At 71.8% G+C, this 24,602-nt stretch carries 18 protein-coding genes; 15 read left to right on the top strand and 3 right to left on the bottom strand.

Features of this window, described 5'->3' with window-relative positions; all coding sequences use genetic code 11:
• Positions 1-550: 550 nt before the first annotated feature.
• The 5 genes from JD78_RS06165 (at position 551) to JD78_RS06145 (ending at position 6,527) form a co-directional block, all read left to right on the top strand.
• Entirely contained in the window at positions 551-1,678 is a 1,128-nt protein-coding gene (locus JD78_RS06165) for an AI-2E family transporter (protein WP_153360945.1), read from the top strand.
• Positions 1,679-2,221: 543 nt separating this feature from the next.
• A complete protein-coding gene (locus JD78_RS06160; protein WP_153360944.1) occupies positions 2,222-3,859 on the top strand; it encodes a methyl-accepting chemotaxis protein in 1,638 nt (545 codons plus the stop codon).
• Positions 3,860-4,090: 231 nt separating this feature from the next.
• Complete coding sequence (locus JD78_RS06155) at positions 4,091-5,032, top strand: LysR family transcriptional regulator (RefSeq protein ID WP_153360943.1); 942 nt, start codon at positions 4,091-4,093, stop codon at positions 5,030-5,032.
• Positions 5,033-5,299: 267 nt separating this feature from the next.
• On the top strand, positions 5,300-5,974 hold the full coding sequence (locus JD78_RS06150; protein ID WP_153360942.1) for a 4-carboxy-4-hydroxy-2-oxoadipate aldolase/oxaloacetate decarboxylase: 675 nt from the start codon (positions 5,300-5,302) through the stop codon (positions 5,972-5,974).
• Between the two features lie 85 nt (positions 5,975-6,059).
• On the top strand, positions 6,060-6,527 hold the full coding sequence (locus tag JD78_RS06145; RefSeq protein ID WP_208104000.1) for a cupin domain-containing protein: 468 nt from the start codon (positions 6,060-6,062) through the stop codon (positions 6,525-6,527).
• 719 nt (positions 6,528-7,246) lie between these two features.
• Here JD78_RS06145 and JD78_RS06140 read toward each other — a convergent pair.
• The 3 genes from JD78_RS06140 to JD78_RS06130 all read right to left on the bottom strand — a co-directional run bounded on the left by JD78_RS06140 (position 7,247) and on the right by JD78_RS06130 (position 11,704).
• Positions 7,247-8,413, bottom strand: a complete 1,167-nt coding sequence (locus tag JD78_RS06140; RefSeq protein WP_166521031.1) for an alcohol dehydrogenase catalytic domain-containing protein — start codon at positions 8,411-8,413, stop codon at positions 7,247-7,249.
• A gap of 555 nt (positions 8,414-8,968) precedes the next feature.
• Positions 8,969-9,571 carry a TetR/AcrR family transcriptional regulator gene (locus JD78_RS22520; RefSeq protein WP_153360940.1) on the bottom strand — a complete coding sequence of 201 codons (603 nt, stop codon included), beginning with the start codon at positions 9,569-9,571 and terminating at the stop codon, positions 8,969-8,971.
• A gap of 498 nt (positions 9,572-10,069) precedes the next feature.
• Positions 10,070-11,704 (bottom strand): FAD-binding oxidoreductase, encoded by a 1,635-nt coding sequence (locus JD78_RS06130; protein WP_166521030.1) that lies wholly within the window; start codon positions 11,702-11,704, stop codon positions 10,070-10,072.
• Positions 11,705-12,026: 322 nt separating this feature from the next.
• Here JD78_RS06130 and JD78_RS06125 point away from each other — a divergent pair, with 322 nt between their 5' ends.
• From JD78_RS06125 to JD78_RS06080, 10 genes are all read left to right on the top strand, one after another.
• Entirely contained in the window at positions 12,027-13,079 is a 1,053-nt protein-coding gene (locus JD78_RS06125; protein ID WP_208103999.1) for an amidohydrolase family protein, read from the top strand.
• Positions 13,076-13,990 (top strand): ABC transporter substrate-binding protein, encoded by a 915-nt coding sequence (locus tag JD78_RS06120; protein ID WP_153360937.1) that lies wholly within the window; start codon positions 13,076-13,078, stop codon positions 13,988-13,990. Before JD78_RS06125 ends, JD78_RS06120 begins: the two co-directional genes overlap by 4 nt.
• Positions 13,991-14,058: 68 nt before the next feature.
• Positions 14,059-15,447, top strand: a complete 1,389-nt coding sequence (locus tag JD78_RS06115; protein WP_228395212.1) for an aminomethyl transferase family protein — start codon at positions 14,059-14,061, stop codon at positions 15,445-15,447.
• Positions 15,448-15,697: 250 nt separating this feature from the next.
• Positions 15,698-16,561 carry a methylenetetrahydrofolate reductase gene (locus JD78_RS06110; RefSeq protein ID WP_153360936.1) on the top strand — a complete coding sequence of 288 codons (864 nt, stop codon included), beginning with the start codon at positions 15,698-15,700 and terminating at the stop codon, positions 16,559-16,561.
• Positions 16,562-16,669: 108 nt separating this feature from the next.
• Positions 16,670-17,596: a formyltetrahydrofolate deformylase gene (purU, locus tag JD78_RS06105; protein ID WP_153360935.1), complete on the top strand. Its 927-nt coding sequence runs from the start codon at positions 16,670-16,672 to the stop codon at positions 17,594-17,596.
• 10 nt (positions 17,597-17,606) lie between these two features.
• The gene (gene folD, locus JD78_RS06100; protein ID WP_153360934.1) at positions 17,607-18,470 is read left to right on the top strand and encodes a bifunctional methylenetetrahydrofolate dehydrogenase/methenyltetrahydrofolate cyclohydrolase FolD; all 864 of its coding nucleotides are present in this window, start codon (positions 17,607-17,609) and stop codon (positions 18,468-18,470) included.
• Positions 18,471-18,657: 187 nt separating this feature from the next.
• Positions 18,658-20,001 carry a bifunctional folylpolyglutamate synthase/dihydrofolate synthase gene (locus tag JD78_RS06095; RefSeq protein WP_153360933.1) on the top strand — a complete coding sequence of 448 codons (1,344 nt, stop codon included), beginning with the start codon at positions 18,658-18,660 and terminating at the stop codon, positions 19,999-20,001.
• Positions 19,998-20,885, top strand: a complete 888-nt coding sequence (folP, locus tag JD78_RS06090; protein ID WP_228395211.1) for a dihydropteroate synthase — start codon at positions 19,998-20,000, stop codon at positions 20,883-20,885. Before JD78_RS06095 ends, folP begins: the two co-directional genes overlap by 4 nt.
• A gap of 415 nt (positions 20,886-21,300) precedes the next feature.
• The gene (locus JD78_RS06085) at positions 21,301-22,614 is read left to right on the top strand and encodes an aminomethyltransferase family protein (RefSeq protein ID WP_208103998.1); all 1,314 of its coding nucleotides are present in this window, start codon (positions 21,301-21,303) and stop codon (positions 22,612-22,614) included.
• A gap of 780 nt (positions 22,615-23,394) precedes the next feature.
• Positions 23,395-24,576: a sugar ABC transporter substrate-binding protein gene (locus JD78_RS06080; RefSeq protein ID WP_153360931.1), complete on the top strand. Its 1,182-nt coding sequence runs from the start codon at positions 23,395-23,397 to the stop codon at positions 24,574-24,576.
• The last annotated feature ends 26 nt before the right edge of the window (positions 24,577-24,602 follow it).

The following is a 24,602-nucleotide window of genomic DNA, read 5'->3' as shown; positions in this document are numbered from 1 at the left end:
CGCGTGGGGACGGTTCTGGGTCCGGGCCACCGGCCCGGCCCCTGGTCGGTGCCCGCAGCGACGGCCACCACCCGGAGCACCGCGCTCCGACATCAAGTCGTAACCCACCCACTCCCGACCCGACCGCGCCGGTGGCCGGGCCGGGACCCCGCGGAGGTCGCCGCGCCGGAGCAGCCGAGCGCCGACGGAGGCGAGCCCGGATGACGATTGGCTGACGTTCTGGTCCGGCACGAGGATGGCCGGGCAGCGCGGGGGCATGACCCACGAGACCGCGAGGGTCCAGCCGGGCCGCAGGCGACCCGGCGGCCGAGGCAGGACGGTCGGCTCGACGCCGCACGGTCCGGACCCGCGGGCCGGCGAACTGGAGGTGGGACCCGTGCACGACCGCAGGACGAGCATCCCCGAGGACGCCGGAGCTGGACGTCCACCGCCGCCCGGGCCGGCGACGACCGATCGGCAGGACGGCGTGAACTCGTCGGCCCCGCAGCGTGGCGCGCCGGCGCCGTCCCGGCCGGCCCTGCCCACCGTGCCCGCCTGGACCGTGCGGGCGATGGCCATCGCTGGGGGCATCCTGGCGCTCGCCGCGCTCGGCTGGCTGCTGTTCTGGATCCTGCTCCGACTGCCGCTGGTCTCCTTCGCCGTGGCACTGGCCCTGCTCGTGGCCGCGCTCACGGCGCCCGTCTCGCGCGGCCTGCGGCGCGCCGGGCTGCCGGCGGGGCTCGCCGCGCTGGGCGCCGTCCTGGCCCTGCTCGCCGTCCTCCTCGGCATCGGCTTCCTCGTCGGCTTCCGGGCCACCAGCACGATCCAGGGCCTGACCCGGCCGCTGGCCGCCGGGATCGACCGGATCCGCGTGTGGCTGATCGAGGGGCCCCTGGGCCTGGACGCCCAGCAGGTGTCCGACCTCCGCAACCAGGTGGTCAACCGGCTCTACCAGTTCGCCCCCGACCCCGCGGCCGGTGCCCGGATGGTGGTCTACGTCCTGGGCGCCATCATCCTCATCGCCTTCCTCGTCTTCTTCCTGCTCAAGGACGGCGCCACCATGTGGGCCTGGCTGCTCGACCGCGTCCCGGCCCGGCGGCGGGACCAGGTCGACGGCGCCGGCCGGGCAGCGTGGACCACGCTGGCCAGCTACGTGCGGGGCACCGTGCTCGTCGCCCTCATCGACGCCGTCGGCATCGGCATCGGGTTGCTGGTCCTCGGCGTCCCGCTGTGGATCTCGCTGACCCTGCTCACCTTCGTGGGCGCGTTCGTCCCGATCGTGGGGGCCACCGTCAGCGGTGCGGTGGCGGTGCTGGTCACCCTGGTGACGAACGGCACCACCGACGCGATCATCATCCTGGCGGTGGTCCTGGTGGTGCAGCAGATCGAGGGCAACGTGCTGCAGCCCCTGATCATGGGCCACGCCCTGAACCTCCACCCCGCCGCGATCCTGATCGCGGTCACCGCCGGCGGCCTCCTGCTGGGGGTGGCGGGGGCGCTGCTGGCCGTCCCGTTCGTGGCCGTGTCCTACCGGGTCCTGGAACACCTGCGGCTGCACCCTGCTGAGCCCGAACGCGCCGAGCCGGAACGCGCCGAGCCAGGACCTGCTGAGCCGGAGCCACCGCCCCTCGGGGAACGCACCGTCCTGCCCGTCGACGACGCTCCGGCGCCGCGGTCCGCGCACGCGGCCGGCGCCTGACCGGCCGAACCGTCGGCGGTCCGGCAGCGCGGGACCCGGACCCCGGCGGCTCGGCCGGCGCACGGCCGGCGCACGGCCGGGAAGCGCCGACCGGCCGTGCCGGTGTCCGTGCCCACGACGGTCACCTCGTGGGCGGCGTCCGGGTCGGTGTGGGCGCGAGCACGACCGCCTGGCCTGCGACGGCCGTGCGGTCGAGCGAGCCTCGGCCACCACCGCGTCCCCGTGGCGAACGCAGGAGGCGGGCCGCCCGATCCGGACGACCCGCCTCTCACGTGCCACTTCTCTGTCGGGCTGACAGGGTGTGAACCTGCGCCCCCTCGACCCCCAGCTGCGAGCAGCCGTACGTGGTCACCCGCCGATCTCCCGTTTGCGCAGGTCACGTTGGCGCCGCCACCCAGCCTGCGCGGCCGGCGGGTCCCTGCCCTGCCACCCTCGCGATCCAGTTCGGATTCGGACCATGATCCGAGTTCACTCGGGTATGTGAAGTGCCGAAGGTCGCACTGTCCGCTGTGGAGGCGGCACACCTGAGGAGTGAAGGCGACCATGGCCAATCCGTCCGTCGACGTCCGAGGCGAATCGCCCGCAGCAGGCTTCCGACAGCGCATCACCCGGGTCGGCCTGCGCGGCCGCCTGCTGGCAGCCATCCTGCTCGTGGCCCTGACGACGGTCGCCGTCGGCATCGTCGGCGTGCACCGGATGTCCTCGCTCAGCGACCGCGCCTCCGACGTCTACACCGAAGGGACAGTGCCCCTCGCGCAGTTGAAGACGCTGGAGACCACCTGGTGGCAGTACCGCACCTTCCAGGCACTGGCATCGATCCCGGGCCGCCCCGCAGCCGCCACCGAGCAGAACGCCGAGGACATCACCTCGACCATGGACTCGCTCCGGACGCAGATGGCGGCACTGCAGTCCGCCCCGCTCGCACCCGATGCGAGGGCGGCGTTCGACAGCTACACGGCCGCAGCGCAGCAGTTCATGACCGTCCTGGAGCAGATCAACGCTGCCGCGGCGGCCGGAGACTCCGAGACGTGGGCACGCCTCAGCCCCGTCATCGCGGCAGCAGGGGCCGACGCGAACGAGGCGATCTCCACCGCGACGACGGCTGGGGCGCGGTCGGCCGAGGCCACGTCCGAGGCGGCGCACGACGCCTACCGGACGGCTCGTACCGTGACGATCGCGATCATCCTGCTCGGCCTGGTGATCTCCATCGCGCTGGCCCTGCTGGTCGCCCGCAGCATCACCGCGCCCGTGCAGCGGATCCGCGAGGTGCTGGACAAGGTGGCCGGCGGCGACCTCCGAGAACGGGCAGGCCACACGGGCGGCGCCGAACTGCAGCACGTCGCCTCATCGCTCGATCGCACCCTCGACACCCTCGGTGGGTTGTTGGCAGTCGTCGGTACCTCGTCGACTCGTCTGTCCGCGGCGTCCACCCAGCTGACGGGTGTGGCGGGTGGTCTCGCGCAGTTCTCGAGTGACGCGGCCGACCAGTCCGAGCGGGTCGAGAGGTCGGCCCGCGATGTGGCATCGAGCGTCGACACGGTCGCCACGGGCTCGGCGCAGATGGAGACCGCGATCCGCGAGATCGCCCACAACGCCGCCGAAGCGGCCCGGGTGGCTGACCAAGCCGTCCGGGAGGCCGAGGCGACGACGCGGACCGTCGGCAAGCTCGGCACGTCGTCGCAAGAGATCGCCGAGGTGGTGAAGCTCATCAACGGGATCGCCGAGCAGACCAACCTCCTGGCCCTCAACGCCACCATCGAGGCCGCACGCGCCGGCGAGTCGGGCAAGGGCTTCGCGGTCGTCGCCAGCGAGGTCAAGGAACTGGCGCAGGAGACGGCGCGGGCCACGGAGGACATCTCGACCCGCGTCCAGGCGATCCAGGCCGACACCACGGGCGCAGTGGACGCCATCGGTCGCATCAGCGCGGTGATCGCTGAGATCAACGACTTCCAGGCCACCATCGCTGCCGCCGTCGAGGAACAGACTGCCACCACCAACGAGATGAACCGGAACGTCGCCGAGGCGGCGGACAGCAGCCGTGACATCGCATCGGCGATCACCGGTCTCGCCAGCGGCACCCAGGAGACCAGCATGCGCGTCGCCGACGCCCAGGCCGCAGCCAGCGAACTGCACCGGATGAGCGACGAGCTGCACACGGCACTGGCCCAGTTCACCGTCTGACCGGTCCGGGTGCCGTCACGTCGCGAGGCGTGACGGCGCCCACCGAGCTGGCCCGTGGCGTGCCGTCGGTCGACCCAGGTGTGGCGATGGACTCAGGCGTTCAGCGGGATCGACCGGGAGAGGGCAGGTGACCAGGTGTCGTGGACATCGCCGCCGGGAGCCCCGTCGGCCACCGACGGCACTCGAGGCGGTGTCCGGTCGGTCGTTGACGGGCCGCTGATAGTGGGTGCCATGACGTCGAGCTGGATCCCGCCCTCCTTCACGCTCAGGCAGTTGGCGTACCTGGTCGCCGCTGCGGAGGCGGGGACGATCGCCCAGGCAGCCGAGCGGATGCACGTCTCACCCTCCACCATGTCCGACGCCATCACCGAGCTCGAGCGCCTCCTCGGAACCCGGCTGTGCGTTCGCCGCAAGTCCCAGGGGCTCACGCTGACCAGCGCCGGCGATCGGGCGGTCGCCGACGCCCGGAGACTGCTCCGGGATGCTCAGGAGCTGCAGTTCGCCCTGGGGACGACGGCGGGGGAACTCGTCGGGCCACTGGCGATCGGCTGCTACCCCACTCTCGCACCGACGGTCCTGCCTCCCCTGCTCAGCGCCTTCAGCACCGCCCACCCCCAGCTGGACATCACCGTCACCGAGGCGACCCAGGACCTGCTCGTCGAGCTGCTCGACTCCGGTCGCATCGACGTCGCCTTCGTCTACGACGTGCAGCTGCCGGCACGGGTGCACCGCACCAAGCTCTTCGAACTCCCGCCGCACATCCTGCTGGCCGGGTCCCACCCGCTCGCCCGCGAGCCCTTCGTCCGTCTCGAGCAGCTGGCGGACGAGGACTTCATCATGATCGACTCCCCACCGTCGAGCACCCACATGCGCTCGATCTTCGACGCCCGTGGGATCACCCCCCGAGTCCGGCACCGCACCCAGAACCCGGACGTCGTACGCACCCTGGTGGGGCGCGGCCTGGGCTACGGGATGTTGATCCAGCGGCTCTTCGACTACTCGGGCGCAACGGGCTTCCCGGTCGTCATGAAGGACATCGTGCCGGCCGTGCCGCCGCTGGCGGTGGACCTCGCGTGGTCCACCGAGCTCCCCCTCACATCGCGCACGGAGGCCGTCGTCGCCTTCGCCCGCGCGGTGGCCTGGCCGGAGATCCCAGCGGTGCCCGAGACCTGACACGGGGGACGCCAGCCGAGCGTCCAGGTGTCGGCGCAGGGCTAATTCGCCTTTTCCGAGGTTGGGCAACGACAAAGGCCGGTTGTCCAGGAGTGTGCCCCGCTCGATACTCGAGCTCAGCGCCAGCAGCCGGCGGCGGGCGCGCGGTCACCAGCCGATCGGCGACCGCCGGCGGCCCCCACCTCGACGACGAGGAAGAGTCATGACGAGCACCAGGAGCGACGACCCGGAACGGTCCCCCACTCCCCTCCCGGTCGGGAGACAGCCGTGGCTCGCGTCGTGACCCGCACGTCCCGGACCCCCCGGGACGTCGCCGATGCCTTCGCGGCCCTGGGCGTGGCCACCACCCACGAGGCGCAGGGACGTACCGGTCTGCTCCACTCGCGCCTCGTGCCGCGTCAAACCGGTACAGCGGTGTCCGGCACTGCCCTGACCTGCGAGGTCCCCCCGGGGGACAACTGGATGCTGCACGTCGCCCTCGAGCAAGCACAGCCGGGCGACATCCTCGTCGTCTCACCGACCTCTCCCTGCGATGACGGCTACTTCGGGGACCTGCTGGCGACCTCTGCCATGGCACGTGGCGTGCAGGGCATCGTCATCGACGCGGGCGTGCGCGACGTCCAGACGTTGCGCGCGATGGGATTCCCCGTCTGGAGCAAGACGGTGCACGCACAGGGCACGGTCAAGGAGACGCTCGCCGACGTGCAGGTCCCGTTGGTCTGCGGCAACCGCCTGGTCCACCCGGGAGACGTGGTCGTCGCCGACGACGACGGCGTCTGCGTCGTCCGCAGGGAGGACGCCGCCGACGTGTTGACCGCGGCGCGCACGCGGGCCACGGCGGAAGAGGCCAAGCGCACCCAGTACGCGGCGGGGCACTCGAGCCTCGACCTCAACCCCGCGCTCCGGCGCGGACTCGCAGAGAAGGGACTGGTCTATGAGTGAGGGACTGTTCTCGAGCCCCCGCCGGCCGAGGCGTGTCATCACGGCGACGAGGTCGGGCCGGTCGGTGGTGTCCAGCGACGGGCCCGTGCCGAACGCGCTGCACCACCAGGCGGTGCCCGGGATGGTCAGCTCGGTCGTCTACCGCACGGCTTCGTCGCCCGCTCTCCCCGCCGTCGAGGAGGAGACCGCCCCGCCTCGTGGCCCGTTGCTCCCCGGGCCCGGCGAGACGACCCTGCTGATCGTCCAGTTCCCGCCGGACAGCGTCTACGCGAGTCCGCACTTCGACGGGGCGGCCGCCGGTCAGGAGACGTACGACTTCGCACCTGACTTCGCGTCCCGGTTCGAAGCGGATGCCCCCGGCGTGCACACCACCGACAGCATCGACTACGACATCGTGCTCGACGGCGAGGTCTGGCTGGAGCTCGACGACGAGACCGTCCACCTGCGGACCGGCGATGTCGTCGTGCAGAACGGCACCCGCCACGCGTGGCGGAACCAGGGCAGCAGGCCCGCGACGATGGCCTTCGTGCTGATCGGCGCTTCCCGCGGCTAGTTCTCCAGCACGCGCCCCACGTCATGCACACCACCGGCCTGGCCGGGACAGCAGCAGGGCCGTCACGAGGACACCGATGACGGCCCCGTCCCTTGACGGTCGCCGCGCGTCAGGCCGGTGCGGCGGGGACCTGGGGCGTCGCGGAGGTGCGGCGCCGCCGGCGCCTCGGGGCCGCCGGGACCGACGTCGTCGACGAGGTCAACAGCGTGCCGACCCCGCCGACGTGCTGGGCATCCGGGAGACCGGGCACCCGCCGCGAGACCGGTACCCGCGCTCGTGCTCACGCACCGATGGGCTCGATGCCGACCTCATCGACACCCGGGAGCACCCGGAGCCGGTGGATCGCATCGGCTCCGGGTGCTGGACCCGCGGCGTTCCAGCCGTGGCCGTGTTCGTCCAGCAGGATCGATGGGGCCTCTCGCCGGCGGGACCACCGACCAACCTCCGGGTGGTCGGTGGTCCCACTGCGCTCGGGCCACCCGTCGAGGTGACCTCCGCCATCGGACCTCACCTCTCGCGCAGGATCCGTCGCCGAGGGGACTCATCCTGGGAGGGGACGGCCCACGGAGGCCGATGACCGCTGCTGCGCGCCTTCCGGCAACGGCGGCGACCATCCCGTACCGGAGAGGTCACTCATGACGGCCCCTGCCGGTCAGGGAGTCGGCCAGGGGGCGCGTGAACTGACGCGCTCGCGCTCCCCCACGTCGAGCAGTTCGCCCTCAGAGTTCGACGAGATAGCTGGTGAAACCCCCGTCGCCGCTGGTGACGCCGTTGATCGCATCGTTGATCTTCTCGAAGGGCCACGCCTTCGGCTGGAGCGCCGAGATGTCGAGGGCTCCGAACTCGATCATGTCGACCAGCTCCATCCCCTCGGCCGTCGTGAACCAGGCTGACCCGACGAGCTCGATGGAGTTGTCCATCCACCACTTCACGTCGAGTCCGAGCTCACCCGCGGTTCCCCCGATGTTGACGACACGCCCGCCCCGGCGCACCCCGCCCATCGCGTCCTTCATCGAGTCCAGCGACGCGACGGCACCCAGGGTGTCGATCATGAAGTTCGCCCCGAGTCCACGAGTCCGGGCCTTCACCCACGCCGCGGCGCTCCCCTCGAGGTTCGAGTGGATCTCGATCCGGTCGGGGGCCAGCTCACGCAACCGCGCCAGCAGCGGGACCCCGCGTGCGACGGCGAACACCCGGGAGACGCCCATCGCCAGGGCGATGAGCGTCACGCCGACGCCGAGCGTCCCGGTGCCGCCGTTGACGATGAGCGTCTTCCCGGCCAGGGGCCCCAACTGTCGCACCGCGGAGTAGGCGGTGCCGAGGTAGCCCAGCCGGGTGGCGTGCCGGAAGTCGAGGTCGTCCGGGAGCGGGACCAGCGAGCTCTGCGGCGCCTTCATGAACTCGCAGAAGCCACCATGCGGGTACCGGGCGTACATCTCCAGACTGTTCTCGTTGAAGCCGAAGTAGCCCGCGAAGGTCCAGTAGTCGCACTTCTGGGGCGTGCCGGCCGAGCAGGCGTGGCAACCGCCGCACGAGCGACTGGGGTTGACGTACACCCGATCCCCCGGCGAGAAGGCGACGACCTGCTCGCCGACCTCGTGCACCACGCCGACGGGATCGAGCCCGAAGATCGCCGGCCGCGGCGGGAGAGGCTCGTGCGGGTACCAGGTCTCCCAGTTCGCGAGCACGTTGGCGAGGTTGGGGACCATCCCGCAGGCGCGCACCTCGACGATCACGTCCGTCCCGCTCGCGCGTGGCTTCTCCACCTGCTCGACCACCATCGAGTCGCCCACGTTGTGCAGCCGCGCAGCGCGCATGAGTGTCCGGGCGCCGGCATCGGCGCCCTGGTCGTCGTGCTCACGCACTGCAGAAAGACCTGTGGTCATGTCAGTTCTCCGTTGTGATCGCAGCGAAGGGCCGCCGTCGGCGCAGCTGGCCGACAGACGGGCCCGCGAAGGTCTGCCACATGGGTGGAGCCCCAGGAACGGTCATCTGGGGTCGACGCCGGTGCGCGAGGAGCGCAGCACGGCTGTTCGGTGACCCGAACCCTGCCGGAGGTGGCGAGCGACGCATCGCGCCCTCCGCCATGACGGCGCGGATGCACAGAGCACAGCAACAGCGCCGACACATCTCCTCCATCGCAGACATGTCCGACCGTCCCGGCCGGTCAGGGTCCCTGTGTCACCAGGGCGTGAGACCGGCTTCAGATACTCGGTAGGTCTCAGATACCTAAGGGTATCTGTCCGTCCGGGTGTGTCAAGGGCCTCATCCAGCGACGAGAGATCCCGCGAGCTGTCTCGCCTGGTCCAGCGTGACCGGACCGGCGCACCCCGGCCCAGCCGAGGTGATCAGTCGAGCGAGGTGCGGCGGGAGCGCGTGCGACTCGACCGCGCTCGTCCCCGTCGGCGAGCCCACCGAGGCCCCACCGACCAGAGCCGGGATCAGACCGCCGGCTCCTCGGTGTGAGCTGCCACGAAGGCGCTCAGTATCTGGCGGACCATCTGCCCGGCGGTGTTCGCCTCGAGGAAGACCGAGATGCCCCCGTACGTGAGGTCCAGGACGATGCCGCCGAGGTCGACCGGATCGATGGGCGGCGCGGCCCCGGGGAAGAGCTTCTCCAGGAGCAGGTCCCCCATGTCGCGCCACTGGGCGATGAACGGCTGACGCTCGCGATCGGTCAGCGAACCATCACGGCGAGCCCGCCGCAGGAACTCGATGGCGATCAGACCCCACTTGAGCTCTGCGGCCCGGGCATCGCTCCACCGCGCCACCGCGTCGAGGATCGCCTCGACGTCGTCGAGCCCGTCGAGCATCGAGCTGAGGTCCGTGACGTCCCGACCGGCGTGGCTCTCGAGCAACTGGTTGAGCGCGTCCTCCTTCGACGAGAAGTTCGAGTAGAAGGCTCCCTTGGAGTACCCGGCCGCCTCAGCGATGCGGTCCACCGAGGCCCCGTCGTAACCATCTCGCGCCACCACGTCGCCAGCAGCCTTCAAGATGCGTTCACGCGTGAGGGCCTGGCTCTGCTCGCGTGTCAACCGTGCCATCTCATCCTCACGTTCAGCCCAACCGACCACCGATCTGGGCGCCGTCAGCGAGTGCACGATATCCGGAAGGAGTTCGGGCGGCGTCCCGTCCCTGTTGTCTCCTCCAACCGACCACCGGGCCGGTGGACGTGCCTCGACGCCCCGCCGATGCCCTGCCCACGGTGACGGCTCGGCGGCCGGGGCCGCGGCGTCCCGCAGGCCCCCCCGGGGGTCGACGGCACCGCGGGCGGGGAGCTCACGACGATGCTCCGCTCGCCCGTTGGGCGCGGTGGCGCAGAGCCCCGCACACGACCGAGCCGGACCGGTGCGCGACGACCCGGACACCGCGCGTCGCCGGAGCCGCGGCGGTGGTCGCGTCCACGGGCCGGTGCCGACGACGAGGACGTCGGCGTCGGCGTCGGCCTGCCCGTCCAGGCGCGGAGGCCACCGCCGGGTCCGCCGCTAGTCGTTCCCGGCGGCCTGCCCGTCCAGGCGAGGAGGCCACCGCCGGGTCCGCCGCTAGTCGTTCCCGGCGGCCGCGGGGTCGACCGCTCCGTCCGCGCGGTCCCGCGCCGGCCAGATCCCGTGCCGTCCGGGCGCAAGGACCCCGTTCGGGTCCACCGCGTCCTTCAGCCGCTCGACGAAGCGGCGGTAGGCGTGCCCGTTGAAGGAGTACGCGGACTGGGCGAGGTCCATGAACTCCAGGTGCGGGCGGCAGTCCCCGTAGCCGAGCTCACCCAGAGCCGCGACCATCCGCCGGCCGGTCTCGACCGCCGTCCTCGCGCTCACCTCGTCGGTGCGGTCGTAGCGGATCCCGGCGATGGCCACGGCCGACCGCTCCCCCACCACCATGATCCCGACCCCGAAGCTGAGACCCGCGCCGGCATAGTGCCCGCGCAGCTCCTCGACCACCTCGCGGATGGCGCTGCCCCGCATCGGCACGACCGGCGAGACGTCCAGGTGCGCCACGTGGTCGGGGGTCGACTCGATCGCCTTCAGGGTCGGGATGCCGATGGTGATCTTCTCCGCGGAGCGGGTGAACTCCTCGTACTCGGTGCGCGCGTACACCCGCACGGGGTGGACCCGACCGCTGGGGATCCGCTCCCAGGCCTCGAGGACCCGCCGCAGCTTGATCTCCACGATCTCCCGGTCACCCCAGACCGCCGCGCGCAGTGCCCAGGCGCCGACGTCCTTCTCGGTCCCGAGCTGGCGCAGCTCCTCGACGGAGTAGGGCAACGCCCGAGGGGGGACGGGGGCGTCCAGCACCATGTGCGCGGCGCGGAGCGTGGAGTAGAGCGCCGGCACGCCCTCGAGGTGACCGGCGAGCCGCAGCTCCCGGATCGTGTCGACCGCCGCCTCGAGGTCCTCGTCCTCCCCGACGACGAGGACCAGCGGCGCGTAGGCCTCGGGACGGCGCTTGAGCCACACGCCCATCCGCACCACGATGCCGAGGTTGGACTGGATGAACAGCTCGTCGAGCGAGGGCCCGAGGCTGCGGCGGTACGTGTGGCCCGCCTTGCCGCCCGGGATGGCGCCCTGCCCGGTGCGGAGCAGCTCACCGTCGGGCAGCACCACCTCGAACCCGGCCGCCAGCCGGTAGTCCGCCCCGTAGTCCTGGTAGGTGTGCCCGGAGTCCATCGTGTTGCCGACGACCGACCCCCACCCGAGGTCCGGCACCGGGGTCAGCAGGTCCAGCCCCCGCTGGGAGACCTCGTCGTAGAGGTCCTGCCAGGTGACGCCCGGCTCGACCACCGCGAGAGCGAGCTCCTCGTCGATCTCCAGGACCCGGTTCATCCGCTGGAAACCGAGCTGGATGGCACCTCGCTTGCGCGGGGACGCGCCGCCGTGACCGAGGTTCCGGCCCTGGCTGTGCGGCGAGACGGGTACCCCGTGGCGGTTCGCCAGGCGCAGGACCTCCTGCACCTCCTCGACGGTTCCGGGTTGCACGACGGCTGAGGCCGCGTAGGTCTCGTCACCGGGGATCCAGAACGGGTCCTTGAACTCGTCCACGCTCGCGCGCTCGACGCGGACCCACTCCTCCCCGACGATCTCCGCGAGTTCGCGGGCGACCAGTTCCGGGATGGTGGGGATGCGTGCGTCGTCCGGCTGGTCCGGAGCTCGGCCGATGGGTGTGGACGGACCGTCATCGGTCACGGGGACCTCCTCGTCTCCCTGGCGGCGCCCCCCCGGGCGTCCCGGCTGCGCACGGCCGGTACGCACCGTTCGGCACCTGTGCCGACCGAGTCTGCCGGGCTCACATCCACGTGCAAAGCGGAGAAGGTCGAGGTGTGACGTCGATTAATCCGATTAACGGCAATTCGGTGGAGTCGATCACATGGTGCGGTTTTATCCGCTTTTCTCGGTGTTGGCGCGCTGCCAGTCTGGCCGTGCCAGCCCGGTGCGGGGTGGTCGCGGCGACGTTGCCCTCCCGAGCTCGGGCACGCCGGAGTACGCCCGTTCGACGAGGAGGTCGCCGGTGATCATCGACTGCCACGGTCACTTCACGAGCGAGCCCGCCGGGTTCCGCGCCCACCGCGCGGCCCAGGTCGCCTTCGCCGAAGGTCGCGGCGACGCCCCTGCGCCCGTCGCGGGCATCCCGGACGCCGACCTCCACACGGCCGTCGAGACCAACCAGCTGCGGCTGCAGCAGGAGCGCGGCACCGACGTCACACTGCTCTCACCACGCGCTTCCGCCATGGGTCACCACGTGCCGGGACAGGACGTCGCCGACGCGTGGGCCCGCCTGTCCAACGACACGATCGGCCGGATCGTGGACATGTTCCCGCGGAACTTCGCCGGGGTCTGCCAGCTGCCGCAGACCGTGGACGGCGACCTCGGGCCCGCAGTGGCCGAGCTGGAGCGTTGCGTGGACGCCGGCTTCGTCGGCTGCAACGTCAACCCCGACCCGTCCGGGGGGGCCTGGACGGCGCCCCCGCTGACCGACCGCTGGTGGGATCCCCTGTGGAGCGCCCTCGAGCGGGCCCGGGTCCCGGCGATGATCCACGTGTCCGGGTCCACCCGGCCGGGGGTGCACACGACCGGAGCGCACTACCTCGCCGGCGACACGATCGCGTTCATGCAGCTGCTGGACGGCGACCTGTTCGACCGGCACCCCGGGCTCCGCCTGATCATCCCGCACGGCGGTGGCGCGGCCCCCTACCACTGGGGCCGGTACCGCGGACTGGCGATCATGCTCGGCACGCCTTCGCGTGTCGACCAGCTCCGCGACAACGTCTTCTTCGACACCTGCGTCTACCACCAGGCCGGCATCGACCTGCTCCTGGACGTCGTCGGGCCGGAGAACGTCCTGTTCGGCTCGGAGCTGCTGGGCGCCGTCAAGACGGACGACCCCAGGACGGGACACCCGTTCGACGACACCAAGCGCTACATCGACGCCGCAGGGCTCGACGACGACGCCCGCCAGCAGGTCTTCGAGCGCAACGCCCGTCGGGTCTACCCGCTGCTCGACGCGCGGCTGCAGGACCAGGAGCGCGCAGTTGCTCCTGCGAGGAGAGGAGCACAGACATGACCGGACCCACGACCGTTCGTCTCGCCGGGGGGGCGCAGGGCTTCAACTGGCTCCCCGTGTTCGTGGCAGAGGAGCAGGGCATCTTCGCCCGCAACGGGCTCGAGATCGACTACCAGCGCCTCGGCTCGGTCGACAAGGCGACCACGGCAGTGCGCGAGGGCACGGCCGACCTCGCCATCACCCCGCCGGAGGGCGCGGTCGCCGACCACCTGGCCGGCGGCGGCCTGCGGATCATCGGGTCCAACTCCGAGCGGCTGCCCATGTCGCTCGTCGCCAGGCCCGGGATCCCCGATCTGGCGGCCCTGCGTGGCCGGCGGATCGGCACCTCGTCGCTGACCGAGGGGACGGCGATCTACGCCCAGCAGCTGCTCCGGCAGGCCGGACTGGGGTACCCGGACGACTACGAGTTCGTCCTCGCCGGCGTGCACACCGCACGGTGGAAGGCGCTGCAGGACGGCGAGATCGACGCCGCACCCCAGCCGGCGCCCTGGAACTTCCTCGCCGAGCGGGAGGGTTACGGCCTGCTCGGCGAGATCCCCGACGTGCTGCCGGAGATCATCTTCGCCGCGGTCATCGGCAACGCCCCGTGGCTGCAGGAGAACCAGGACGCCGTGACCCGGCTGATCACGTCCCTGGCCGAAGGCCACGCCTTCGTCAACGACCCGGCGAACGACGCCGTGACCTCGCCGATCTACCAGCGGATCACCACCCCCGACGAGCCGGAGCTCGCCGCCCGCGGCCTGGACTACACCCGCCGGCTCGGCATGTGGCCCGAGGGCCTGCGCGTGTCACCGCGAGCCTTCGACTCCACCGTCGAGGTGATGGTCCAGGCCGGGCTGCTGCCCCAGGACCGGCGAGATGCCGCGGCCGGCGTCCTCGACACCCGGTTCAGCCGGTCCGCCGACCACTGAGTTCCACCCGACCCGCGCCCCACCGACCCACCACCCACGACCCCCACGGTTCGAAGGAGCACCTGATCATGGCCCGCAATCTGGAAGACGCCATCACCGAGGCCGGCAGCGCGCACACCCTGCTCTGGGAGTCGCAGTCACCGCCGATCGTCAGCACCCCGGTGACCCCGGAGTTCACGAACTGGCGCGACGAGCAGCTGGCCTGGCGGCGCACGTCGGTGCTGTTCGACCAGTCGCACCACATGGCCGACCTGAACATCAAGGGCCCCGACGCGCTCAAGCTGATCCGCGACACCGCGGTCAACAGCGTCGAGTACTTCCCGGTGGACGCCGCGAAGCAGTACGTCGCAGCGACCGAGGAGGGCCACCTGATCGGGGACAACATCCTCTTCCGGAACGAGGAGGACGAGTTCCAGGCCGTCGGCATCCCGCCCTCGATCAACTGGCTGCAGTACCACGCGGAGACCGGCGGTTACGACGTCGAGATCTGGCGGGACAACCCTTCCTACGCCCGCGCGGGCAACCCCAAGGTCTACCGCTACGAGGTCCAGGGACCCGGCGCGATCGACGTGATCAGGGACGCGCTCGGCGACGAGCCCCCCACGGTCAAGTTCTTCCACGGCGCGCGCTTCACCATCGCGGGGAAGACGGTGCGCGCCCTCCGGCACGGCATGGCTGCCGAGCCCGGCTTCGAGTTCGTCGGCCCGTGGGAGGACCGGGACGCCGTCGTCGACGCCCTCGTGGCCGCCGGCGAGAAGCACGGCATGGTCAAGGTCGGCGGGCGGGCCTACCTGACGAACAGCCTCGAGTCCGGGTGGCTGCCCCGTCCGCTGCCGGCGTTCTACTCCGGCGCCAGCACCGCCGGGTTCCGCCAGTGGCTCGCCGCCGACGAGATCGATGCGACGGTGTCCCTGGGCGGGAGCCTGTACTCGGAGGAGCTCGAGGACTACTACTTCTCCCCCTACGACGTCGGCTACGGCCGGATCACCAAGTTCGACCACGACTTCATCGGCCGCTCCGCGCTCGAGCAGCAGGTGGCGAGCGGTCGCGCCGAGGCCAACCGGAAGGTGACGCTCGTCTGGAACGGCGACGACGTCGAGAAGGCCTTCGGTTCGCTGTTCCACGACGGGGTGGGCGCGAAGTTCTTCAACCTGCCGATCGCGCACTTCGCGACCTACCACTACGACCGGGTCGAGAACTCCAGCGGCGCCCTGATCGGGCGCTCGACGCACACCGGCTACTCCGCCAACGAGCGGTCGGTCCTGTCCGTCGCCGTGGTCGACGCGTCGGTCGCGGAGCCGGGCACCGAGGTGACCGTCGTGTGGGGCGAGCCGACGCCGTCGTCCAAGCCCGCGGTCGAGGACCACGTGCAGGTCAAGATCCGCGCAACGGTCCAGCCCGCGCCGCTGGTCGCGAAGGCCCGCGCGGAGTACCGCTCCAACGCCGGGCTGGGCTGAGCTCACCCGCCGCGCGGTGGGCGGGACGAGCCCCCGTCCACCGCACGGCCACGGTCCCGGCCGTCCCGTGCCGCGCCGACCAGCCGCAGCGGCGCACGGCCTGGCTGTGCTGGGCGAGGACGCCGTCCCGCCCGGGTCCCTGATCACCGGTCCGCCGGGCCGACCGCGCCCACCGCCCAGCCCACCGCCCAGCCCACCGCCGCGCCGTTGCGGCCGCCCTGCACCGATCCCTCGAAGGAGCACCGACCAGATGAGCCGCGCCCTCTCCGTCCGGGACCCCGTGTTCCGGGCCTCGCTGAAGCAGGTCTTCCAGGCGATGGGGTACGAGGTGATCCCCTTCAAGAAGACCGAGGAGTCCGTCCTCGCCAACGTGCCGAGGGAGGTGCCGCTCACCGTCACCGCCTCGCCCGCCAAGGGCCAGGACGCGACGGTCGAGCTGGCCGTGTCGCTCGTCGGCCACGGCTACACCGTGGCCCCGCACCTGTCCGCCCAGCAGGTACGCGATCGGGCCCACCTGGCCGACGTCGTGGCGCGCTGCCGCGAAGCCGGCATCACCGACGTCTTCGTCGTCGGCGGGGACCGTGCCGACACCCCCACCCAGTTCACGGACGCGCTCTCCCTGCTGCGCGCGCTGCACGAGCTGGACCACGGGTTCACCGAGATCGGCATCGGTGGCCATCCCGAGGGGCACCCCGAGGTCGGGCCGGACGTGCTGTTCCAGGCGCTCGAGGACAAGGCGTCGATGGCCACCCACATCAAGACGCAGATCGTCTTCGACCCGAAGGTCATCCTCGCCTGGGCCCGGGAGCTCAAGCGGCGGCGCATCGACCTGCCGGTGCACGTCGGCGTCCCGGGAGCGGTGACCCGGCAGAAGCTGCTGCGGGTCTCCGGCGGCCTGGGCATCGGCGAGTCCGCGAAGTTCCTGAAGAAGCAGCAGAACCTGTTCTGGCGCTTCTTCGTGCCAGGTGGCTACAGCCCGGACACGATCATCCGAGGCCTGGCGCCGCACATCGGCAAGCCGGACAACGCCATCGCGGGCTTCCACGTCTTCACCTTCAACGACCTCGAGCCCACCGAGGCCTGGCGCACGCGCACGCTGCAGAACCTGTCCTGAGGTTCACCGGCCCCCGGAGCCCGGCCGGCTCCCACACAGCGGGAGCCGGCCGGCCCAGCCCCTCGCTCGCCCGCCCGGCGCTCGCCGGGAGTCCCCCACGGAGACGTCATGACCACCGCACCCCCCACGACGGCCGGCCCGTCCACCCCCTCGCTGCCGAGCACGGTCAGCAGCGCCCATGACGGCGACCACGGCCGGTTGCTCATCCACTGCGCTGACCGGCCCGGGATCGTCTCGGCGATCGGCACGTTCCTGGCCGGGGCGGGGGCCAACATCGTCACCCTCGACCAGTTCTCCACCGCCGAGGGAGGTGGGACGTTCTTCCAGCGGACCGAGTTCCACCTGCCCGGGCTCACCGCCACCCGCGAGGAGCTCGAGCGCTCCTTCGCCGCCACCGTGGCCGACGAGTTCGACATGCAGTTCACCCTCACCGAGGCCAGGAAGCCCAAGCGGGTGGCGATCATGGTCTCCAAGACCGACCACTGCGTGCTGGACCTGCTGTGGCGCAACCGCCGCGGCGAGCTGGACATGAACGTGGTCATGGTGATCAGCAACCACCCCGACCTGGCCACCGACGTCCGCTCCTTCGGCGTGCCGTTCTTCCACGTGCCGGCCACCAGGGACAACCGGGCCGAGGCCGAGGCCCGGATCCTGGACCTGCTGCGGGGCAACGTCGACCTGGTGGTCCTGGCCCGCTACATGCAGATCATCACCCCGACCTTCCTGGAGGGCGTCGGCGCGCCGCTGATCAACATCCACCACTCGTTCCTGCCCGCCTTCATCGGTGCCGGGCCCTACGCCAAGGCCAGGGAACGCGGCGTGAAGCTCATCGGCGCCACCGCCCACTACGTGACCGCCGACCTCGACGAGGGCCCGATCATCGAGCAGGACGTCGTCCGGGTGGACCACCGGCAGGACACCCCCGACCTGGTCCGGATGGGTGCCGACGTCGAGCGCGCCGTCCTCTCCCGCGCGGTGCGCTGGCACCTGGAGGACCGCGTCGCCGTCCACGGCAACACCACGATCGTCTTCTGAGGAGCTCGTCGTGACCGCAGAGATCATCGACGGCAGGGCCGTCGCGCAGCAGGTCCGCGAGGAGGTGGCGAAGGGCGTGGCCGAGCTGGTCGCCGCCGGCGGCACCGCCCCCGGTCTGGCCACCGTGCTCATCGGCGACGACCCCGCCAGCGAGGTCTACGTCCGCAGCAAGCGCCGCGCCTGCGTCGCCGCCGGCATGGTCGATCTGCACCGGCACCTGCCCGGGGACGTCCCCCAGCACGAGGCGGCAGCGCTGCTCGACGAGCTGGCTGCTGATCCGGCCGTCTCCGGGATCCTGCTGCAGCTCCCCACGCCCGGGCACCTGGACGCCGAGGCACTGCTCACCCGCATCCCGGCGGAGAAGGACGTCGACGGGCTCACCACCGCCAACGCCGGTCTGCTGGCGCAAGGGCGGCCCGGCCTGCGCCCGTGCACCCCGTCCGGGGTGATCGAGCTGCTGGACCGCCACGGCGTGCCGCTGTCCGGGGCGCACGCGGTGGTGATCGGCCGCTCGGTGCTCGTCGGCAAGCCGATGGCCCAGCTGCTGCTCGAGCGCAACGCCACGGTGACCATCTGCCACTCCCGCACCCGCGACCTGGCCGCCGAGTGCCGCCGCGCCGACGTCCTCGTGGTCGCCGCCGGCATCCCCTCCCTCGTGGGCGCCGACGCGGTGAAGCCGGGCGCCACCGTCATCGACGTGGGTATCCACCGCGGCGAGCACGGCCTCACCGGTGACGTCCAGTACGACGCCGTCGCCGAGGTGGCCGGCACGATCACCCCCGTCCCCGGCGGTGTCGGCCCGATGACGATCGCCATGCTGCTGGCCAACACCCTCACCGCCGCCAGGGTCCAGCAGAGCACCGGACGGCGATGACCACCGCCCGACCGTGGGCCCGCTTCGACGACCTGGACACCGGCGAGGCGCTCCGGTTCCCGTCACCCCACCGCGTCCTGACGGCGTGGCACCTCGACGAGCGCGGCTGGCGCGCGGCACCCCTCCTCGGCGCATCCGGTCCACGCGCCCCCCACGGCGTGCGTCCACACGCAGAGCCGGTCAGGCGATGACCGTCCCGTCACCCCGCCCCCAGTCCGCACCCGACGTCGAGCGCGCGCTCCTGCGGCGGTGGCCCGAGAGCCGGCTCGAGCCGTCGCTGGAGCGGATGCGCGCCGTCATGCGCGCTGTCGGGGATCCCCAGGACGAGGTGCCGGTGATCCACGTGACCGGGACGAACGGCAAGACGAGCACTGCGCGGATCATCGACGACCTGCTCCGCGCCGGTGGACTGCGCGTGGGGCGCTACACCAGCCCTCACCTGCAGTCCGTCCGCGAGCGGATCGTGCTGGCCGGCCGGCCGATCGACGCCGGCCGGTTCGTCGACGTCCATCGCCGGTTGGAGCCGGCCTTCGGCGACGTGGACGGCTCCAGCACCACGCCGCTGTCGTTCTTCGAGGCGATCACCGCCATGGCCTTCCAGGCCTTCGCCGAGGACGGCCTGGACGTCGTGGTGCTCGAGGTCGGCATGGGTGGCGCGTGGGACGCGACGAACGTCGCAGATGGTCGGGTCGCCGTCGTCACCCCGATCTCGCTCGACCACACCGAGCACCTGGGGCCCGACGAGGCCGCGATCGCGGCGGAGAAGGCGGGCATCATCAAACCCGGGGCGGTGGCCGTGCTCGCCGAACAGCCCGCCGCGGCGATGCCCGTGCTGCTCGAACGGGCGGCGTCGATCGGCGCCACCGTGGTGCACGCCGGCGTCGATGAGCGCGTCGTGCGGCGCACCCCCGACCCCGATGGGCAGGAGCTCGACGTCCGGGTCCAGCAGGGCGTGCACCGGGGGCTGCGGCTGCCGCTCCTCGGCCGCCACCAGGCGGGCAACACCGCTGTCGCCCTCGTCGCAGCTGAGGCGTTCCTGTCCTCCCGAGGTCAGCAGCTGGACACCGGAACCGTGCGTGCGGCGCTCGCAGCCGTCCGCTCGCCGGGGCGTCTGGAACGGGTTCGCACGGCCCCGCACGTGTGGGTCGACGCCTCGCACAACCCCGCGGGCATGGCGGTGACGGCAGCGGCCGTCCGGGAGCTGTCTCCCCCGCCGCACCTGATCGTGGTGATCGCTGCCCTGGCGGACAAGGACGTCCGGGGGATGCTGCGCGCCCTCCGCGGAACAGCCGCGGAGGTGATCGTCACCGAGAACACCTCCCCACGCGGGATGGCAGCCGAGGACCTGGGCCGCCTGGCCGCCGAGGAACTGGGTCCCGACCGGGTGGTCGTCGAGCGGGCCCTGCCTCGCGCGCTCGCCCGGGCCGGGGAGCGGGCCGTCGATCACGACGGTCCTGCTGCCGTGCTGGTGACCGGCAGCGTCGTCACGGCCGGAGAAGCACGCAGTCTGCTGGACGAGGGACTCCGATGACGTCGACCACCGTCTCCGCCACCCCTGCCCCACCGGTGCCTCGGCAGGACCGGTGCCTGGTGATGGGCATCCTGAACGTGACCCCCGACTCGTTCTCCGACGGTGGCCGCTACGACGACCACGCGCGGGCGATCGCCCACGGCCACCGGATGACCGCAGCCGGGGCGGACTACGTCGACGTGGGCGGGGAGTCCACCCGGCCCGGCGCGACGCGCGTCGACGCCGAGGAGGAGCTCGCTCGCGTCGTCCCCGTGATCGCCGAGCTGGCTCGCGCCGGGATCGCGGTCAGCGTCGACACCACGCGGGCGCGGGTCGCGGCCGCGGCCGTCGACGCCGGCGCCGTCCTGGTCAACGACGTCAGCGGCGGCCTCGCCGACCCGGACATGGCTGCGGTCGTGGCCGGGACCGGCGTGGGCTGGGTCCTCACGCACTGGCGGGGGCACAGCGCGGACATGTACTCCTCGGCGCGCTATGACGACGTCGTCGCCGACGTCCGGCGGGAGCTGGTGCAGCGGGTGGACGACGCCGTGTCGGCCGGCGTCGCCGACGAGCAGATCGTCCTCGACCCGGGCCTCGGCTTCGGCAAGCTGCCGCCGCACGACCTGACCCTGCTGCGGAACCTCGACCAGCTCACCGCTCTCGGCCTCCCGATCCTGGTCGGGGCCTCCCGCAAGCGCTTCCTCGGCGCCGTGCTCGCCGGGCAGGACGGGGTCGCGCCACCCGCCCAGCGTCGCGACGCCGCCACGCTGGCCACCTCGGTACTGGCCGCCCGGGCGGGCGCCTGGGGCGTTCGCGTGCACGAGGTCGCCGGCTCGGCCGACGCGGTACGGGTCGTCGCGGCTGTCGGCGACCGCGAGGAGGTGGACCACGTGCCGTACGACTGAGCGACGTGCGACGACCGCCCCGCTGCTGTCGGCGTGGGGCTCCTCCAGCGCGTCGACGACGCGCGTCGCCGGGGGCTGGAGGGTGGTGCTGGCCCTACCGGCCGGCCTGTCAGGGGCGACGGGGCGCCGACCTGCGCGAGACGTCTGCGGGGTGCCAGCAGGGGTGGGACTGCAGCCGCGACCGGATGGGCGGACTGCGTCCCGCTGCCGTCGCCATGACCCTTGACATACCGATCAGATTTTCAATACCGTTCAGCATCTGTGGTTTCAGTCACAGCCGTCACGGCAGGCGGGACTCCAGCGGCTGGCACACGTATCGGGCCCACGACGACGTGGCCCGGGGAGGATTCTCATGACTCACACTGGCGGAACCCCACTGTCGCTCCAGTCCCTCATGGACCAGGCGGGAGGTCCGGTGAAGCTGCTCCGCAGCTCCGACCTGGGCCCGTACGTCTTCCCCGGGATCCCGGCGGAGTTCACCAACTGGCGCGACGAGGCGCGGGCGTGGAAGGAGGGCGTCGCACTGCTCGAGCAGAGCTACCACATGACCGAACTCCACCTGCGCGGTCGGGAGGTGATCCCCTTCCTCTCCCAGTTCGCGATCAACAAGTTCGACCCCTTCCCCGCCAAGAAGGCCAAGCAGATCGTCCTGGCCGGCCACGACGGCAACATGATCGCCGACGCGATCCTCTTCCGCGAGGACGAGGAGTTCTTCCGGGTCGTGGGCGCACCCTTCGCCAGCGACTGGCTGCTGTTCAACGCACAGGACACCCCCTTCGACGTCACCGCGGAGAAGGACGACAACTGGTCGGTCCAGCCCCACCCGCGCGACGTCTTCCGCATCCAGGTGCAGGGTCCGCAGGCGCTGGCGCTCGTCAGCGAGGTCGCGGGCGGCTCGGTGCCCGAGGTCAAGTTCTTCTCGGTCGGCGAGATGACCATCGCCGGGAAGACCGTCCGCGCACTGCGCCACGGGATGGCCGGCACCCCGGGCTTCGAGATCTACGGACCGTGGGACGACCAGCAGGCGGTGCGTGAGGCGCTGGAGAAGGCCGGCGAGCAGTACGGCCTGCGCAAGGTCGGGGCCCTGGCGTACTCGACCACCGCGCAGGAGTCCGGGTGGATGCCCATGCCGCTGCCGGCGATCTACCACGGCACCGAGATGAAGGCCTACCGGGAGTGGCTGAACGCCTACTTCCTCGAGACGATCGGGTCGCTGGGCGGCAGCCTGGTCTCCGACGACATCCGCGACTACTACGTCGATCCGATCGAGGTGGGCTACGGCGGGCTGGTCGACTGGAACCGCGACTTCGTCGGCCGCGACGCCCTGCGGGAGAAGGCCGCCAACCAGAGCCGCCGGAAGGTGACCCTGGTCTGGAACGACGACGACGTGAGCGCCACCATCACGTCGTCGCTCTTCGGCGACGAGCCCGGCCGCTTCCTGACCCTGCCCACCCCGATGTACGCCACGTTCGAGTCCGACGCGGTGCTCGACGGTGACCGGAACATCGGGGTCTCCCAGTGGTCCGCCTACTCGGCCAACGCCGGGCACGTCATCTCCGAGGCGCTGGTGGACACGAGCCTCGCCGAGCCGGGAACCGAGCTGACCCTGCTGTGGGGAGAGCCCGACAGCCAGCGGAGGACCGTCGACGCCCACCAGGTCCGAGAGATCCGGGTCACCGTGGCTCCCGCGCCGTACTTCGACAAGGTGATCAAGCGCGACCAGCGGTAGCCCGACGCCAGCGGCCGTCCCCCGGCGCTCGAGCCGGGGGACGGCCGTTCGGCCCCGAGGCGCGCGAACACTGCTCCGCCGGAGCTCCGGCCGGTCGACGACGGGTGGAGCCGGGCCCGCCCGATGAACTCGGCGGCCCCCTGGGCACCGGTCCCGTCACCCGGGACGGCCTCGGCGCTCGGCGGACCTCGAGCCGCTGCGGTGAGGGGCGCCAGGGACCGGGCCAGAGCCTCCCGGCTGGACGGGTGGTCGACGCCTGGCGCGCGTGGAGCGCGAGCATCGCGACGTCCACCAGGGCGGCGAACCGCCGCACCGGGCCGGACAGGGACCGCCACAGCCGGCACGGGCAGGGCATGTGCCACGGGACGACGTCGGCACCGAACGGAGTGGCGACCGCCGGGAGCCCGGCCTCGCCGGCATGCGGGTCGACGATGCCGCCGGCTGCGTCCCGCCCGGCCGGGCCGTGGGCGGTCGCCCCGAACTCCGGTGGCGGGCGCCCCCGTGCCGCGATCGAGGACGCGTCGCGCCCGTGCGGCTCGTCCAGCCGTACGCAGGACCACCTCGCAGTGATCGATGCAGACCATCACGTTCCGGGCGCAACGTCCACGGTTGTGACCCTTGACACGCCCGAACCCACTCAGGATACTCCTCCGCACACGGAGTCAAATCGGTATCTGGATTCCGAGCAGGCTGTAGTGACGCCTCAGGCTCCGCCGTCCGCACCACCCAGGCAACGTCGCCTGCCTTCTCCCAGGCGGCTGCCATGAGAAGGGATACCGCATGGGCACGAACGCCAGATCGCGCGTCACGCTCCTCGCCGCGCTGACCGCGGCGACGCTCGGCGTCGCCGGATGCAGCTCGGACGGCGGGGATGCCGGCAGCGAGGGCAGTTCGGGAGATGTCGTCTACCGGGACGCGGACGGCGAGTGCGCCGCTGAGCCGCTCGAGGGCATCGACTACGAGACAGCGAGCGAGCGCATCGCCTACTTCGAGGAGGCGTCGACCGGGCTGCCGCAGACGGAACCGCTTCCCGAGCCGGTCGACCCGTCCACGACCGTGGCCGTCCTCGACAACGGGTCGGCCGTCGGGTCGATCATCTACGCGGGCATCGAGCAGGCCGCTGAGACCGCCGGGGTGCAGCTCCAGCGGATCGATGCCGGCCTGGACGCCCAGAGCGTGAACACGGCGGTCGGCTCGGTCGTGGAGAGCGCGCCGGACATCCTCATCTCGCCGGCGGTGGACGCGACGTTCTTCCAGAACCACCTGGAAGCGCTCGAGGAGGCCGGCACCACCGTCGTGTACGCGGGCAACAGCAACGCTGAGCAGTTCGGCCTGCTCGACTCGCACTCCGGCAGGGGCGCTTCCCTCGTCAACGGCGAGGTGCTCGCCGCCGCAGCGATCACCTTCACGTGCGGCACCAGCACCGAGTTCGTGTTCTACAGGGTGCCCGAGTTCTCGTTCTCCCAGGTGCAGCTCGAAGCCGCCGAGGCCTACCTGGAGGACACCTGCCCCGACTGCACCCTCCGCGTCGTCGACATCCCCGTCGCGACGATGGACACCACCGCCGGGGACGCGATCGTGAGCGACCTCCAGGCGCACCCGGAGACCGACTTCTTCATCACCTCGGCCGATCAGATGCAGATCGGGTTGAAGGCCAAGCAGGACCTGGCCGGCCTCGACGTGCCCGGCATGGGTCAGTCGTCCCTGCCGCCGAACATCGAACAGATCGGCTCCGGCCTGCAGGCTGCGGGGCTCGCCGTCGACTACAACCAGTACAGCTGGTTCATGCTCGACGAGGGCCTGCGCCGGCACCAGGGCCTCGAGGTGGAGTACGGCGACTGGCTTCCCTGGGTCAAGGCGATCTCGCGGGTGATCACACCCGCGACCGCCGACGAGTACCCGAACGGGTTCGTCGCGTACCCCGGCATGGCGGACGACTTCGCCGCGCTCTGGGGGAAGTAGGAATGGTCGAGACCACGCCGCCTGCG

This window comes from Modestobacter roseus (assembly GCF_007994135.1).
Taxonomy (GTDB): domain Bacteria; phylum Actinomycetota; class Actinomycetes; order Mycobacteriales; family Geodermatophilaceae; genus Modestobacter; species Modestobacter roseus.
This window is presented reverse-complemented; position numbering and strand designations above follow the sequence as displayed.